Raw genomic sequence first — 15,240 nt, forward strand, 5'->3', positions numbered from 1 at the left:
TTGGCTACACTACTTCCACTAACCATTATCAGGCAAAGGCTGCGTTAACATTGTTTTATCCTTGCGCTTAAAGACCCGCTTAAAGTCGTCGAGTATCATGTACAAAGCTGGGATAAGCAGTAGCGTAATGACCGTAGCGAAAAGAATACCGAAGGCGAGTGAGATAGCCATTGGAATAACAACCTGAGCTTGTAAGCTACGTTCAAAAACAATGGGCATGAGTCCCATAAACGTCGTAAGTGAAGTAAGTATGATTGCTCTGAAACGCTCACTGCCTGACTTCAAAACGGCCTCAATTAAGGTGCGCCCCTCTGCCCTAGCTCTATTTACAAAATCGACCATAATAAGCGAGTCATTTACTACAACACCTGCTAGCGCGATAATTCCGCATATGGATAATACGCTGACTGCTTGACCTAATATAAGGTGACCAACAATAGCACCTACCATACCAAACGGGATAACTGACATAATAATAATCGGTTGCGAATACGATTTTAATGGAATTGCCATGAGCGCATAAATAGCGACAAGTGCAAACAAGAAACCTTGGGCCAGAGAGACAATCGCCTCAGACTCATCTTTTGAGTTTCCTTGTAGTCGAAAATCAACGGCCGGATAACGTTCCAACATTTCAGGAATGACCTTCGTTTGTACGTCAATTAATAAGTCTCGCGTATCAACAACATCTGCATTCACTTTAGCCGTTACCGATACAGAGCGGTTACCATCAACACGAATGATGTTGGCATAGCCTTGACCTAGTTCTATATCAGCCACTTCACTAAACGGTATGTCGTCCCCATTGGGCGCACGAACTCTCATTGTTTCAAGGTTGCCTATCGAGTTTCTTTCGTCTTTGGGATAACGAACCATGACCTTTATTTCTTCATCATCTCGCTGTATACGCTGAGCTTCGGCGCCGTAAAACCCATAGCGCACCTGTTGCGCAAGCTGCGACAACGATAAACCAAGAGACTCGGCCTCCGGCTTAAGGGCTAATTTGATTTCGTCGCTTCCGCCGCTGAACGAATCATTGACCTCAGTGATGCCTGCGTAGGAACCTAAATAGCTGCGCAGTTCTTTTGAAATATTTTCAAGTTGGGAAATATTATCAGATCGAAACTCAAAGCTCAGGCCGTTGCCGCCGCCAGGACCTCCTGGACTGCCAATGTTGAAGTTCTTAACCCCCGGGATTTCAGGCAAATACTCCCGCCAAATGTCCTGTATTTGAACATCTGTTAGTTCCCGCGTCTCGCCTTTGGTTAATTCAACAAACACTGAGCCACCCAAAGTACCATTATCAAATGCGATAACATGTTTGACCGCCTTAGTGCCTGTTTCATCAGCAACTTCATCGTCCATCTTATACATTGCATCTAGCATCGCGTTGATGGCCTGGTCACGTTGCCCTAGCGACGACCCGGGCTCAAGCTCTACACTTGCCTGCATGAAGTCTGAAGGAATAGTAGGGAAAAACTGCCACCGCACTAAACCACTTGCAAACAAACCGATCGTAATAATCAACAGGCCAATAAAGCTGGCTAACGTGGTATACCTGTATTGCACTGCCTTTTTCAGAAATGGGATATACTTATTTTCAATAAAACTTTTAATACCAATACTAAATATATCTCTAAATTTTTGGAATTTCGTCGCCTTGCTAGGATCGTAAGGCTTTAATTTCATATGTACCAAATGCGCAGGCAATATTAATTTTGATTCAATCAAAGAAAATATTAAGCACATAATGACGACGATACCAATCGTCTTCCAAATAACACCAAACGTGCCGCTCACCATTAACATAGGCGAAAATGCTGCAATGGTAGTTAACACACCAAAGGTTGCAGGCATCGCAACTCTTTTCACACCCCTGATAATGGCGTCTGTGCTGTGACCTTTTTTATCTATTTCTGAATACGCAGATTCGCCCATAATAATGGCATCATCTACCACGATCCCTAAAACGAGAATAAATCCAAATAGACTCAACATATTAATTGAAACATCTATTTGCGACGCAGGCATGAACATCAGTGTACCGAGGAAGCAAACCGGTAAGCCTACAATTACCCAAAAAGCGAGTTTTACTCTCAAAAATAGTGAGAGCACAATAAACACAAGTAAGGCACCAAAGCCCATATTTTTAAGCATCATGCTTAAGCGGTCCGCTAAATAAAACGAACTATCGCCCCAAGTATCAGCGCTTAAATTAGCCGGCATGGTTTTGCGCTTTTCGTCTAAATATGAATTTACTGACTTGGAAATTTGCAATGCGTTTTGATCACCAACCGCTCTAACGCGGATGCTAACAGCAGGCTTCCCATCGAATAATGCAAATTGTCTATCTTCAATAAAGCCATCATTAATAGTAGCAATATCGCCAAGAAGCAGGCGCGTACCATCTTCACGCGAAACCAAAACGATTTTTGCAAAATCCCAAGCGTTATAAGCTTGACCATTAGCGCGGAGTAAAATATCACCATTTTCAGAACGGATCGAACCACCCGGTAAATCGATGGACGACTGTCGAATTGCCGTTACCAACTCGTTGAATGTTAGGTTGTATTCCTGCAGTTTACGTTCAGATATTTCAACCGAAATTTCATAGTCACGAGAGCCCACAACCGAGACATCAGAGATTCCGCCTAAATTGGCAATATCGTCGCGAATACCCTGTGCATACTCCTTCAGTTCACGTTCAGTTGTTTCACCATAAACTGAGACCCACAGCACGTCCTGAGGGAATTTAATACGATATACCACTGGCTTTTCAGTGTTACCAGGGAAGCTTGGAATTGCATCTACTTGCACCTTAACTTCATCTAATAAGTTTTGAACGTCATACCCATCTTCAACCTCGATACTAATTGAGCCAACGCCTTCTCGTGCTGTTGAGGTCATTTTTTTAATGCCTTCAAGGTCTTTTATCGCCTCCTCAAGTTTGAGGATAACTCCCTCCTCTACTTCCTGAGGTGCTGCACCTAAGTACGGTACTTGGACTGAAATAACGTTGACTTCAAACGTAGGGAATACTTGCTTTTGAACTCTAATAATGCCAAAAATTCCACCGAGAATAATGACAAACATCAGTAAATTAGCAGCAACACTGTTGCGCGCAAACCAAGCAATGATGCCTTTCTCGGTATCAATATGTTCTTCTTCGTATTGCTTACTCATTATTTGACCTCAATAGCATTATCGTTTTGCACCGTTTCTGGCTGACTTGGTGGTTTCTCTTCATCACCCAAAAATCTAACTGGCATTCCTTCATAAGGGTTAGGCACAGCACTCATCACGACTTGTTCCTGCGGGTCCAAACCGTCACTAATGTATACAAAATTTTCATCTGCTCTTTGTACTGTTACAAAGTTTATTTTGATTTGTTTGTCTTCACCGACAGTTAATATTGTGCCGTCTAAACGTAAAACATTGCGCGGTAAAACAACAATGTTCGCAGCTGTTATTCCGGTAATAGTTGCATTGACAAAACGTCCAAAACGCAAGGGCATGCCTTTTTGCGATGTCGACGCGTTTAACTGATATGGGTCTTTCACCTCAACGACGCCATAGATAACTCGACTTTTGCTGTCTAACACAGCCTCGTCACGAACCAGAACCCCTTGCCATTTTATGGTTTTTCCTGCGACATCTGAACTCAATGTGACTTGAGGATTAACTGCGTTCAAATCGGCTAAAAAAGCGATATCATCATCGGTTAAAGGTAATCTCACTTCTGCCACGTCGGTTGAAAACACCTCACCCAGCTGCGAGCCTATCGTCACGAACTGACCTAAGTCGACGTTACGTGTTTTGACTAAACCATCGAACGGCGCTCTTATTTTTGTTCTTTCGAAATTGCGCTGTGCTCGCTGCAAATTTGCCTGCGCTGCTTTTACTGAAGCTTCTTCGCGAGCTAACTGAGGTTTTCGGAGTCCCAATTCAGGCGCAGGTCCTTTGTTAAATGAACGCCACTCTTCTGCTGCGACTTTTCCGCGTGCCTTTTCTTCATCAAATGACGCTTGTGCTCGCGCCAATTCTGCTTCAGCAAGTAACAAATCAGTCTGATAGTCAGAAGTTTCTAACTCTACCAGCACATCGCCTTTCTTGAAAAAACCGCCTTCGATATAGTTGTCAGCAATCGCTATTACCCGCCCACTAACCTGTGTGCTCAGCATCGTTTTATTTTTTGCCTGCACTGAGCCTTGCGAATAAACTAAGAAATCAACATTTTCTAACTCGATTGGTTTGGCATCAACCAAAAAGTCACGCGTGATCACCTCTTCTTTCTCAGGCTTTTGTTTCATACTGATTAACACAAACATCACGATGATTGCGCCAACTAAAATCAATATAGGTATACCTGCTTTTTTAAAACCGCTTGCCATTGAAAAAATCCCTGTGAATGTAATGAAAATATGGACCTTGCGCATTGTACGCAAATTTCAGCGTAAACGTTGTTTTACATCACTTTAAAATTGTTAATAGATGTGTCTATTGCAAAGCATAATTTAAACGTTGATAGCCTGTCCGCTGCCGCCTGCAAAAAACACTATAAATCAAATGTTTCAATGTACGTCCTCTGGATAAGCATTGCATCGTTGCTCGCACGATGGCGCTGTATATTTATCCGTCTCAATATAGATGCCTTTGCTTCATCCCAAACATCATATTGACCTTCTTTTAAAATCATCTCCAAGGAACTTAATCGAAAACCAATTTCAATTTGAGCGCGATCATACAGCTTTACCAACCACGGAGAATCAACCACCCAACCGTCGCTATAGGTAGGTTCAGAACGAATAAAATCATTGAGTTCTAAACATATCTGAACTCCTGAGATGCCTTTTTGGCTCAACAGCGATTTACTGATGCCGTGCAAATTTTCGGCGGCAATATCCCAATGGCACCAGTCGTCAAAAGGTTTAATCAGCTTACAATAGCGAGCGCCATCAGAGCGAACAACACCAATTTCGATAGGATAACTTTCAGGTCCAAATCCACTCGCCTCTATATCCATAATAGTTGGTATGTTTATGGCAATGTCTCCCTCTCATTTAACTCGTTGACACATTATTAACATGAGTATAGAAAATAAATGAAAATTACTCGATACTTTTATTATTCAACTTCCTTGTTAAGTCACTGAGGTCTTGTCGCCGCTTTTTGACGAAGTTCCTCGTATTCGGTCGTATATCACTATTGAAAACTATTGAAAAACAACTCTCTTCGTGGGAATGTTGCAGACGAAAACTAAATTCATTCAAGCCATTTGTCGCGTGTTTGTTGTAAGCTCAATTTTATACAATACAAAACAAAAAGAAGTGGCGCGACTTGACCATTTTGAAATCAAACTTAACGGAAGCTGCGATCTAAGTTATGAAAAAACCGACCACATTTATTAGCGTCCAAGAGCAAGATTTTGATCTGGCTCTCGAGTATACGCAGATCAGGAAGCATTCTGATTCTGACGGCGCGATTGTGACATTTACTGGCTTGGTTAGAGAGCTAACTGAGCGTGGAAATTTGAAGTATATGACGCTTGAACATTACCCAGGAATGACAGAAAAAAGCCTTATGAATATTTGTGAACAAGCCCGTGAGCGCTGGCCTATAGGCTCTATACGCATAATTCACCGAATCGGAAAGCTTCCGCCCGATGAACAAATTGTATTTGTTGGCGTGAGTAGTAAACACAGAAAAGCAGCATTCGCAGCTACCGAATTCATGATGGACTTTTTGAAAACACAAGCGCCATTTTGGAAAAAAGAGTTAACTACGGAAGGTGAATTTTGGGTCGACGCAAAATCATCAGACAAACATAAAGCCAACGACTGGTTAACGTCAAATTAGCTTAAGTATTGAATTAAGGTTGATACAACAATTTATATAAAAACCGTTTTCAGTACTCTGTATTAAACAATAAAAAGCCCGTGTGACCATTTGGTCACACGGGCTTTAAATACACATCAACTGCGTCTTAACAAAACAGTGTTAAAGCGCTGCTTCCAACTGAGGAAGCACATCAAACAAATCGCCGACTAAACCGTAATCTGCGACTGAAAAAATGGGAGCTTCTTCATCTTTATTGATTGCCACAATAACTTTACTGTCTTTCATACCGGCTAAATGCTGTATCGCACCAGAGATACCTACAGCAATATAAAGCTGAGGAGCAACTATTTTACCCGTTTGACCAACCTGCATGTCGTTCGGTACGAAACCAGCGTCAACCGCTGCTCGCGATGCACCAATAGCGGCACCTAATTTATCTGCAATGCCATGCAACAGGGCAAAGTTTTCACCATTTTGCATTCCGCGGCCGCCAGATATAATGACGTCTGCTGCCGTTAATTCAGGACGCTCTGACTCTGTAAGTTCAGCAGAAACAAAGCTCGATTTCTCGGAAGTTTTCACTGTATCCAAAGTCTCGATTGATGCACTCCCGTCATTCGCCGCAGCGTCGAAAGAAGCCGCGCGAACAGTCACTATTTTTTTAGTGTCAGTCGACTGAACAGTCGCTATTGCATTACCCGCATAGATTGGTCTGACGAAGGTGTCTTCCGACTCCACTTTAATAATGTCAGATATTTGTGCAACGTCCAAAAGTGCAGCAACGCGTGGCATAAAGTTTTTGCCCGTAGTCGTAGCAGCGGCAAATACATGCGTATAATCTGCTGCAAGCTCAACTACAAGGTCCGCAATGTTTTCTGGCAACTGATGCTCGTAAACAGCATTGTCAGCCAAAATTACTTTGGAAACGCCAGAAATTTTTGCAGCAGCATCAGCAACAGCTGCACAACCAGAACCCGCTACCAATATAACGATATCCGATGATGCACCTAATGCAGCATGAACTAACTTGTTAGTTTCTGTTTTTAACGACTCATTATCGTGCTCTGCATATACTAGTACGCTCATGATATCACCTTCGCTTCATTTCTTAGTTTTTCAATCAACTCTGCAACATCTGCAACTTTCACACCGCCACTACGCTGCGCTGGCGCTTCGACCTTAAGAACGGTTACTTTAGACGTCATATCGACACCAAAATCTGCAACAGGCTTAACGTCAATCGGCTTACGTTTGGCTTTCATGATGTTAGGTAATGATGCATATCTTGGTTCATTTAAACGCAAATCGGTTGTTACCACAGCTGGCAGCTGCAGCTTAACGGTTTGTAAACCACCGTCGATTTCGCGCTTCACATTCACCGTACCGTCCGCTACAACAACTTCTGATGCGAAAGTGCCCTGTGGCATACCAGTCAATGCAGCAAGCATTTGACCCGTTTGGTTGTTATCAGAATCTATTGCCTGCTTACCTAGTATAACTAGATCAGGGGATTCAGCTTCGACCACTTTTTGCAATAGCTTTGCAACCTGTAAAGAATCAACAACCACGCCTGCATCCGTTTCAATATGAATGCCACGGTCTGCACCTAGCGCTAGACCAGTGCGGATTTGCTCTTGGCAAGCTTTATCGCCAATAGACACGACAACAACTTCTGTTGCTACGCCCTTTTCTTTCAGACGAATCGCTTCTTCAATAGCAATCTCACAAAAAGGATTAATTGCCATTTTCACGTTATTAAGGTCAACACCCGAGTTATCAGGTTTTACTCGCACCTTGACGTTGTAGTCTACTGCCCGCTTCACCGGAACTAAAATTTTCATAATCACCTCTATTTAGGGCTTGCGATAAATAAATACTATTCGCTTTCATTACACTTTCACGTAAATATAGCAGTCATACTAACTGTTGACGCAAAATTTACTTACACTTTACGTAAACGTCAACCTGTATTCACTATAAAATACCATTACTTGGTAATTAGATTTTACAATGTTTTGACAAGCTGTAATATTCGTTTAATTAATGTTTTACTATAACTGGTAAGAGTTGTTTAGGAGACGCACGTGGAAAGAGAAGTGATGGAATTTGATGTTATCGTAGTTGGCGCGGGCCCTTCAGGTCTATCGACAGCTTGTAAACTCAAGCAATTGGCTAATGAAAAAGGCCAAGAATTAAACGTTTGTGTGCTCGAAAAAGGGTCTGAAGTAGGTGCACATATTCTTTCAGGTGCTGTTTTCGAGACAAAAGCGCTAGATGAATTGTTTCCAAATTGGGCAGAAATGGGTGCACCTTTAAGCACGAAGGTAACAGAAGACCATATTTATCTGTTAAATAACGAGACGGGTTCAACAAAGCTACCTAATTTTATGACCCCAAAAACAATGCACAATACCGGCAATTATATTACGAGTATGGCGAACCTGTGCCGCTGGATGGCAGAGCAAGCGGAACAACTTGGGGTAGAAGTTTTTCCTGGTTTTACCGCAGCCAATGTCCATTACAATGAAGATGGCAGTGTGGGCGGTGTTATTACCGGTGATATGGGTGTTAGCGAAGCAGGCGAACAGAAAGACAGCTATATGCCTGGTATGTTGCTTACCGCAAAATATACCGTATTTGCAGAAGGCTGCCGAGGACATTTGGGCAAACAGCTTATGCAGCAGTTTGATTTAAATAAAGACGCCTCTCCTCAACATTATGCGATTGGCTTTAAAGAGATCTGGGATATTCCAGCAGAACAGCACCAAGAAGGTTTAGTGGTCCACACCGCAGGATGGCCCCTGACCGATACAACGGGCGGAAGCTATTTGTATCATGCAGAAAACAATCAAGTGTTTATCGGTCTGATTGTCGATCTTAATTATTCAAATCCGCATCTGAGCCCTTTCGACGAATTTCAGCGTCTTAAGCACCACCCTGTTATTGCCGATACCTTAAAAGATGGTAAACGCGTAACTTATGGGGCAAGAGCAATTGCGAAAGGCGGTTTTCAATCTCTCCCTAAAATGACTTTTCCTGGCGGATTACTGGTGGGTTGTGATGCCGGCACTTTAAATTTCGCAAAAATCAAAGGCAATCATACGGCCATGAAATCGGGCATAATAGCCGCTGAAGTTTTATTCGAGCTGTTGTCTGTCGAATCAGTTGAAGTGAAAGATCCGACTGAATACACAGAAGCATTCAAGCAGTCTTGGTTATATGACGAATTATATCGTTCGAGAAATTTTGGTGCTGCGATCCATAAATTGGGCAACTTCATTGGAGGCGCTTACAATACCTTAGATCAGAACTTCTTTGGCGGTAAACTACCGTTTAATATAAGCGATACAAAGCCAGACCACACTTGTTTAAAATTGGCAGCAGATGTTCCTAAAATTGCTTATCCAAAACCTGATGGCGTGCTTAGTTTTGACAAACTATCATCGGTATTTTTGTCGAATACAAACCATGAAGAAGATCAACCTTGTCACTTGGTCCTTAAGGACCCATCTATACCAATAACGGTTAATTTACCTAAATATGATGAACCCGCTCAGCGTTATTGCCCAGCAGGTGTATATGAAATAATTGAAAGTGATGCTGGCGAGAAGCAATTGCAAATTAATGCGCAAAACTGCGTACATTGTAAAACATGCGATATCAAAGACCCGAATCAAAATATAAACTGGGTCGTACCTGAGGGTACCGGTGGTCCAAACTATCCTAATATGTAGCGGATAAAATGTCTGAATTGCTTTTTTATCAAACATTTGGAGAGGAACATCTAGCTTCCTCTCCCAATCAGCCCAGCGTAGTACTCATCCATGGTTTGTTTGGTAGCGGTGACAATTTATCTGTCATACGCCGCCATTTCGAGGCGAGTCACCATGTTATTTCGCTTGACCTACCTGATCATGGTAAATCGCCTCGCAGTGAACATTTCAGTTTTGATGTCGGCGCACAACAAGTAATTGAAACGCTGTCCTCATTGAACGTGGATAAAGTAATGATTGTTGCGCATTCATTGGGCGGAAAAATAGCAATGAGAGTTGCTAGCTTAGCGCCAGCGTTAATAGAGAACTTAGTTGTGTTGGACATTGCCCCAGTGAAGTATGAGCCTCGGCATCAGAATGTCATCAATGGTCTGAGCAGCGTAAAGTTAGATGGTTTAACAGATAGAAAAGAAGCACTGGCGCAGCTGTCAGAGAACGTTAAGGACGCCAGCACGTGTGCATTTTTGCTTAAAAGCTTATATCAGGATGAAACACTGGGTTGGCGATGGCGGTTTAATTTGCCCCTCATTGTAAGAGATTATCCATTATTGAGTGATTGGCCATTCTCAGGCCTGCTTTACTCTGGCAAAATGACCTTTATAAAAGGTAAGAAAAGCGACTACATCAGCGCGCATCATCAAGCTACGATAAATACGCAATTTCCAAATGCAAAAGCAAAAATTGTGGACGCTGGGCATTGGCTGCACGCTGAAAAACCACAACTTATTAACACCCTGTTAACCCGCATTTTACTTGGTGCGGATAAGTAACATTGATAGATTGTTAATCACGCAAGTAGCTTCAAAAAACTAAGTTAATCGTGCTAATATCTGCGACCGAGGTTATTTAACTTATTTGCAGAGTGATATGACGCCAGAAAGCTATCAACAAATTGAGTCTATTGTCTTAAATGTATGTTTGGTTGGTTTATTTATTTTGCTCGGTTTAGCAATTCACGACGTACTAAAGAAAAATGATGTCCCACTCATAGGCCGAGTTGTCGCTTATGGCGTTTTGGGTCTTGGTGCTGCAGGCTTTGTTGCAAAAGGCATTATTCAATTAATTTATGGTGCTAGCGGAATTTCATAGGCTAGTACAATCAGAAAGACGTTTTAGAGGGTAACAAATGGCTAGCGTTGGTTTATTTTTTGGTAGCGATACAGGTAATACAGAGCACATTGCTAAGATGATCCAAAAAGAATTGGGTAAACAACTCATCGACGTAAAAGATATTGCGAAAAGCAGTAAAGAAGACATTGCTGAGTTCGATCTATTGATTTTTGGTATTCCTACTTGGTATTACGGTGAGGCTCAATGTGATTGGGACGACTTTTTCCCAGACCTTGAAGAAATTGATTTTGAAGATAAGCTTGTTGCAATCTTCGGATGCGGCGACCAAGAAGATTACGCTGAATACTTCTTAGATGCCATGGGCATGATAAGAGACATCGTCGAACCTAAAGGTGCAATTTTAGTTGGTCAGTGGCCAACTGAAGGCTATGATTTTGAAGCATCCAAAGGCATGGCTGACGACGATCACTTCGTAGGCTTAGGCATCGATGAAGACCGTCAACCAGAACTAACTGAACAGAGAGTTAAAGGTTGGTGTAAGCAAATTGCAGAAGAGCTGTGCTTAGCTGAATTAGGATAGCGCCCTACTAGCGCGCTCGACAATGATAACAATTCTGTCTTCGAACAAAAGAGACGCGGTGTTGGTTAATTTAAGTTAGCCAAATCGCGTTTTTTATTGTGACTACCAATCGTTAGTTCAAGTGTTTTATACCTGCAATTAATTTTTAGGCCCCTCTTGTCAGCAGATAATAACGTTTGATATTTCTTAAGATAGTTAATATTTCCAAATAGTAATGTGTTCTGAGTTCGACATTACCGAAGACTCTCTGCCACTTTTGTGCTGTCTATTCACAATTATCAAATAAGCACTTTAAGTAGCGAAAAGCTTTTTTGGCCTCACTATTATTTGGATTACTGAAGGAAGCGTTCGTTTAAAAATCATTATCGACGGGCTTCAATGAGCAGTTTCCGGACGTATAAAAACATCATATTTAACCCATGTAGGAAACATCCCTCACGTCATCCTTGCGAAGGCAAGGATGACGTGTTGGTTATTTCGAGAGAAGCTATCTTAGGTCAGCAATTGCCGTGAGGGGGCCGGTCCCTTAATACCAAAGCTATCTTGTTCAAGGGATTATTGAATTAATAAAATGTCCTGCTATATTGTTTAGCGCTGTACCGTCGTTATTTTAATATAGCATTATAAGGATCATAATGAATATTCTAAAAAGAGTTATCAATTTTTCAGTCTTTTTTTTGTATGTCACTTCTAGTCATGCGGTCTCTGAAAATGATATTCCTTTTAAGTTTAAAGGAGCTTCTCCAGATTCTAATCTAAGAATAAATTTTGATGTAGTTGATTTATTATTAGATGCAAGTGTTCTTGAAATGGGGCTATCTAAACGTACGAGAGGAAAAGTTAATCAAGCCGGCACAGGTACACGTCTTACTCAATCCGTAAATAGAAGAACAGACAATGAAGGAAATAAATTTTCTTATGAGTTTTTTAAAGGTAACGAACAAAAGAAAAATTTAATTGCAGTTAAGAGCTATTTAGAGAATTTGCCATCTAAAACACCTCTAAATTTATTTAATAAACGTGAGCAACTGGCTTATTGGCTTAATTTATATAATGTTAGCCTTATAAATGAAATTGTTAAGAAATACCCTAAAAGAGTTTTAAAATCATTCTTAACCGGAAAAGACTCTATATTTGAACAAAAAATACTTTATGTCGCAGGAGTGAATTTAAGCCTAAACGATATTCAATACAAGATATTGAAAGAACAATATAATAATGATGCACTGATTTTATATGGGCTTTATCAAGGTATTGTAGGTGGTCCTGATATTAGAAAAGAAGCTTTTACCGGCAAAAATGTATATGAGTTGCTTGAAGATAATGCTATCAATTTTGTCAATTCTAATCGAGGTACCTCAGTCGATACAAAACTCCACAAGGTGAAAACATCTTATTTTTATCTACAAAACTCTACATATTTCCCTAATTTTAATAACGACCTTAAACGGCACTTGTTGCTTTATGCTAATGATGATATTCGCGGTGAGATAATGCTATCTAAACAACTCAATCCAAATATAACAAATTGGAAGGTAACTGATTTATATGGAACTACTCGAACTTTCGGTGGAGGATCCACCGTAATTGTATTGAATTCTGACCTTGAGTTTCAGTATGATAAACAGTCATTGGGTAAAATATCGGGTACGCAAATAACCAAATTGAGAGAACTGATGTCTGTTAGAGCAAAAAATTTAGGTGGAACCTCAGTCACAGTAACAGATCTTCCATCTGGAGATGAAAATTAACTTAGTACTTTAATGAAATAGATTATCCCTTTATTAGCCTAATCTACTAGATAGGGGTTGTAATTATATGAATGGCCGCTCTAGTGGCAAACAGGCCCTGAACGCATTTAATTTTAACAGAAGTTGTTCCACAACTAACGTTAATACATTCATAACAAACGGCGATAAATTTCTCTATAGCCATAAAAAACGTACACACTAATCTACATAATGTGTACGTCGATATAACAATCCCGAAGCCTTGATGCTTATGTTTATCGCTCACTCAATCGAGAACAACATACTGTTTACCTTATTCTCAATAAATAGAATTTACGTTTTACCGAATTATCGGATGTTAAAGTATTACGCAGCTTTCATTTTTCTTAAGCGTGTTGAAAGCATTAGTAGACCCAAACTAAACAAACCTAATGAAGCAGGAGTAGACACAGCAACTGAGTCAGTTTCAAAGTTAAACGTTCTGCTTTCTTGACCAGCAAACCCGATCGTTACATTATCCGCAAAAGCTTTATAGCCGTTGCCCGCCGATGAGCCTACACCAACACTGATTGCGCTAATGTAAGTTCCCATTGCGAGCTGTGTGATTTGGTCGCCCAGGCTAACATTGTAGTCTGGGGTTGCTGCTCCACCAAGGTAGAAATTGTCACTGAAGCTAGTGCTATACCATACGTCGCGGTCGGTGTTGCCATATGTACCGTTATACGCGCCTTCCCAAATCAACTCACTACGAACAGAACCATCTGCATTCCACAAATGCAAGCGCAATGCTGGCGTATAGTCTGGGCTTAAGTTTGATATGCTGGTGCCGGCAATTAACCAATCAAACGTAAAATTGGTTAGATCTGAAAGAAGACCAATATTACTTGCATTATTATAGGGGTTGCCCAAACCAAAAAATCGTGTTCTGTCACCATTTAACTCTAGTGAGCCGTTTCCATCTTTTGCTACTGTATTTGTTATTGCGCTATTTGCGTCACCTGTTCCCCAATCGCTAGCAGACGGTAATACCTCAATTACAGCAGCATTTGCAGACAATGCTGCTACCGATAGAAATGCTGCGCATAATCTTAACGTCATGTTTTTTTTCATTTGTAAGTTTCCTATTTAATATGAACTTTTATGTAATCAATTTTCTTATACTTTAGTATATAAGCAAAACTTACACCAAAAATATAAACCATTGATTTTAGATGATTTTTAAGATTAATTAAAGTTAGTGTTATTGTGATGTAAAATATACTGACACTTGTATGCTTGAGGATTACAAATCATAGTTTTGATATGTAAAAATAAACGGTAGTTAAATGATATTAGATCATCCTTGAATTCTGTGCACCCAAGCATGGCGAAAAGAGAAGTAATTTACGACTGCCTAAAAAGTCGGTTTGCCATTCAGTCGAAATAAGTGTAAAAATTCTTGGCACTAATATCTGTATATAGACTACTCTTTCAAATTTAAACAACTCATGACGGCTATTGCCGTACTTAAGACCGAGTTGAACGAGCAGAAAGAACGGATTGATGCCGTTGGTCTTTCATCATTTGATATTAACTTAAAGCCATGAACCACCTTAGTTAAGCTTTATCATAGGGATAAATCTATTACGTAAGATGAAGTTAATAGGTGGAATTAAGTAATTAAATTTATTGAAGTAATCATTTGTGAATATCCTTTATAAAAGAGAACTTATCGCTTCAATAGGTAATAACCTTGAATCATCAATTGCTGCCTCTCTATGCCCTATCACAACTTGATACTTTGGGTCAGACGCAAACGAAAGAAAACTATCTAATGACTTTTGCTTTATTATCATCACTAAGTCCCACTTTTCTTCCATTGGGCCAATAAAAAAATGTTCACTTTTTCCAAGTAGCATAATTTCACCACCACTTTTCTCTAAGAACGGCAACGTTTGATCAATATAGAGTTGATAGGCCTCTTTTCCTGTTATAGGTGTTATAGGGGCTATATCAGAATATTGACTATAGTCTGCAATTTCTTTAAAACGAAGCAAGTTCAGCATAATAACTTCGCCGCTTATTCGTTTTGAAAATAGTTTCTTTGCTGATTCGTCAGTTGGATTTAAGTAGCTAGTTTGCATGATAATTTATCTCTAGGCGTTATTTTCCATTAATTATATACGTGCACCAGTCTTTCAAGCTTTTCCATTCTTGCTAGAAAATATTAAGAATAGCAATATTGGAAAATCTCACTAAAGCATTCGTT

13 protein-coding genes are annotated in these 15,240 nt (G+C 40.4%); 6 read left to right on the top strand and 7 right to left on the bottom strand.

The window, feature by feature from the left end; genetic code table 11:
• Window positions 1-18: 18 nt before the first annotated feature.
• From GNIT_RS09155 to GNIT_RS09165, 3 genes are all read right to left on the bottom strand, one after another.
• The gene (locus GNIT_RS09155; RefSeq protein WP_014108907.1) at window positions 19-3,183 is read right to left on the bottom strand and encodes an efflux RND transporter permease subunit; all 3,165 of its coding nucleotides are present in this window, start codon (window positions 3,181-3,183) and stop codon (window positions 19-21) included.
• On the bottom strand, window positions 3,183-4,391 hold the full coding sequence (locus GNIT_RS09160) for an efflux RND transporter periplasmic adaptor subunit (protein WP_014108908.1): 1,209 nt from the start codon (window positions 4,389-4,391) through the stop codon (window positions 3,183-3,185). The genes GNIT_RS09155 and GNIT_RS09160 overlap by 1 nt, the downstream gene beginning before the upstream one ends.
• 164 nt (window positions 4,392-4,555) lie before the next feature.
• Window positions 4,556-5,023 (bottom strand): 3'-5' exonuclease family protein, encoded by a 468-nt coding sequence (locus GNIT_RS09165; RefSeq protein WP_014108909.1) that lies wholly within the window; start codon window positions 5,021-5,023, stop codon window positions 4,556-4,558.
• 359 nt (window positions 5,024-5,382) lie between these two features.
• Between GNIT_RS09165 and moaE the strand changes: the two genes are divergently transcribed.
• The gene (gene moaE / locus GNIT_RS09170; protein WP_014108911.1) at window positions 5,383-5,856 is read left to right on the top strand and encodes a molybdopterin synthase catalytic subunit MoaE; all 474 of its coding nucleotides are present in this window, start codon (window positions 5,383-5,385) and stop codon (window positions 5,854-5,856) included.
• Between the two features lie 141 nt (window positions 5,857-5,997).
• Here moaE and GNIT_RS09175 read toward each other — a convergent pair whose 3' ends face one another.
• On the bottom strand, window positions 5,998-6,924 hold the full coding sequence (locus tag GNIT_RS09175; RefSeq protein WP_014108912.1) for an electron transfer flavoprotein subunit alpha/FixB family protein: 927 nt from the start codon (window positions 6,922-6,924) through the stop codon (window positions 5,998-6,000).
• A complete protein-coding gene (locus tag GNIT_RS09180; RefSeq protein ID WP_041246372.1) occupies window positions 6,921-7,679 on the bottom strand; it encodes an electron transfer flavoprotein subunit beta/FixA family protein in 759 nt (252 codons plus the stop codon). The genes GNIT_RS09175 and GNIT_RS09180 overlap by 4 nt, the downstream gene beginning before the upstream one ends.
• Window positions 7,680-7,922: 243 nt before the next feature.
• Between GNIT_RS09180 and GNIT_RS09185 the strand changes: the two genes are divergently transcribed.
• From GNIT_RS09185 to GNIT_RS09205, 5 genes are all read left to right on the top strand, one after another.
• Window positions 7,923-9,572 (top strand): electron transfer flavoprotein-ubiquinone oxidoreductase, encoded by a 1,650-nt coding sequence (locus tag GNIT_RS09185; protein ID WP_014108915.1) that lies wholly within the window; start codon window positions 7,923-7,925, stop codon window positions 9,570-9,572.
• Window positions 9,573-9,580: 8 nt separating this feature from the next.
• Window positions 9,581-10,381 carry an alpha/beta fold hydrolase gene (locus GNIT_RS09190; RefSeq protein ID WP_014108916.1) on the top strand — a complete coding sequence of 267 codons (801 nt, stop codon included), beginning with the start codon at window positions 9,581-9,583 and terminating at the stop codon, window positions 10,379-10,381.
• Window positions 10,382-10,478: 97 nt separating this feature from the next.
• Complete coding sequence (locus GNIT_RS09195) at window positions 10,479-10,700, top strand: DUF2788 domain-containing protein (RefSeq protein ID WP_014108917.1); 222 nt, start codon at window positions 10,479-10,481, stop codon at window positions 10,698-10,700.
• Between the two features lie 37 nt (window positions 10,701-10,737).
• A complete protein-coding gene (gene fldA, locus GNIT_RS09200) occupies window positions 10,738-11,262 on the top strand; it encodes a flavodoxin FldA (RefSeq protein WP_014108918.1) in 525 nt (174 codons plus the stop codon).
• A gap of 635 nt (window positions 11,263-11,897) precedes the next feature.
• Entirely contained in the window at window positions 11,898-13,013 is a 1,116-nt protein-coding gene (locus GNIT_RS09205; RefSeq protein WP_014108919.1) for a DUF547 domain-containing protein, read from the top strand.
• 345 nt (window positions 13,014-13,358) lie between these two features.
• Here GNIT_RS09205 and GNIT_RS09210 read toward each other — a convergent pair whose 3' ends face one another.
• Both GNIT_RS09210 and GNIT_RS09215 read right to left on the bottom strand, forming a co-directional pair.
• The gene (locus GNIT_RS09210; protein ID WP_014108920.1) at window positions 13,359-14,102 is read right to left on the bottom strand and encodes a hypothetical protein; all 744 of its coding nucleotides are present in this window, start codon (window positions 14,100-14,102) and stop codon (window positions 13,359-13,361) included.
• A 584-nt stretch (window positions 14,103-14,686) separates the two neighbouring features.
• Complete coding sequence (locus GNIT_RS09215) at window positions 14,687-15,115, bottom strand: DUF1330 domain-containing protein (protein ID WP_014108921.1); 429 nt, start codon at window positions 15,113-15,115, stop codon at window positions 14,687-14,689.
• Between the last annotated feature and the right edge of the window lie 125 nt (window positions 15,116-15,240).

Origin of the sequence: Glaciecola nitratireducens FR1064 (assembly GCF_000226565.1) — a bacterium.
In the GTDB taxonomy this organism is placed as follows: domain Bacteria; phylum Pseudomonadota; class Gammaproteobacteria; order Enterobacterales; family Alteromonadaceae; genus Glaciecola; species Glaciecola nitratireducens.

What these genes read in the sequence shown, in the direction of transcription:
- GNIT_RS09155 (WP_014108907.1), bottom strand. Translation starts at nt 3,183, where the DNA reads ATGAGTAAGCAATACGAAGAAGAACATATTGATACCGAGAAAGGCATC.
- GNIT_RS09160 (WP_014108908.1), bottom strand. Translation starts at nt 4,391, where the DNA reads ATGGCAAGCGGTTTTAAAAAAGCAGGTATACCTATATTGATTTTAGTT.
- GNIT_RS09165 (WP_014108909.1), bottom strand. Translation starts at nt 5,023, where the DNA reads ATGGATATAGAGGCGAGTGGATTTGGACCTGAAAGTTATCCTATCGAA.
- moaE (WP_014108911.1), top strand. Translation starts at nt 5,383, where the DNA reads ATGAAAAAACCGACCACATTTATTAGCGTCCAAGAGCAAGATTTTGAT.
- GNIT_RS09175 (WP_014108912.1), bottom strand. Translation starts at nt 6,924, where the DNA reads ATGAGCGTACTAGTATATGCAGAGCACGATAATGAGTCGTTAAAAACA.
- GNIT_RS09180 (WP_041246372.1), bottom strand. Translation starts at nt 7,679, where the DNA reads ATGAAAATTTTAGTTCCGGTGAAGCGGGCAGTAGACTACAACGTCAAG.
- GNIT_RS09190 (WP_014108916.1), top strand. Translation starts at nt 9,581, where the DNA reads ATGTCTGAATTGCTTTTTTATCAAACATTTGGAGAGGAACATCTAGCT.
- GNIT_RS09195 (WP_014108917.1), top strand. Translation starts at nt 10,479, where the DNA reads ATGACGCCAGAAAGCTATCAACAAATTGAGTCTATTGTCTTAAATGTA.
- fldA (WP_014108918.1), top strand. Translation starts at nt 10,738, where the DNA reads ATGGCTAGCGTTGGTTTATTTTTTGGTAGCGATACAGGTAATACAGAG.
- GNIT_RS09205 (WP_014108919.1), top strand. Translation starts at nt 11,898, where the DNA reads ATGAATATTCTAAAAAGAGTTATCAATTTTTCAGTCTTTTTTTTGTAT.
- GNIT_RS09210 (WP_014108920.1), bottom strand. Translation starts at nt 14,102, where the DNA reads ATGAAAAAAAACATGACGTTAAGATTATGCGCAGCATTTCTATCGGTA.
- GNIT_RS09215 (WP_014108921.1), bottom strand. Translation starts at nt 15,115, where the DNA reads ATGCAAACTAGCTACTTAAATCCAACTGACGAATCAGCAAAGAAACTA.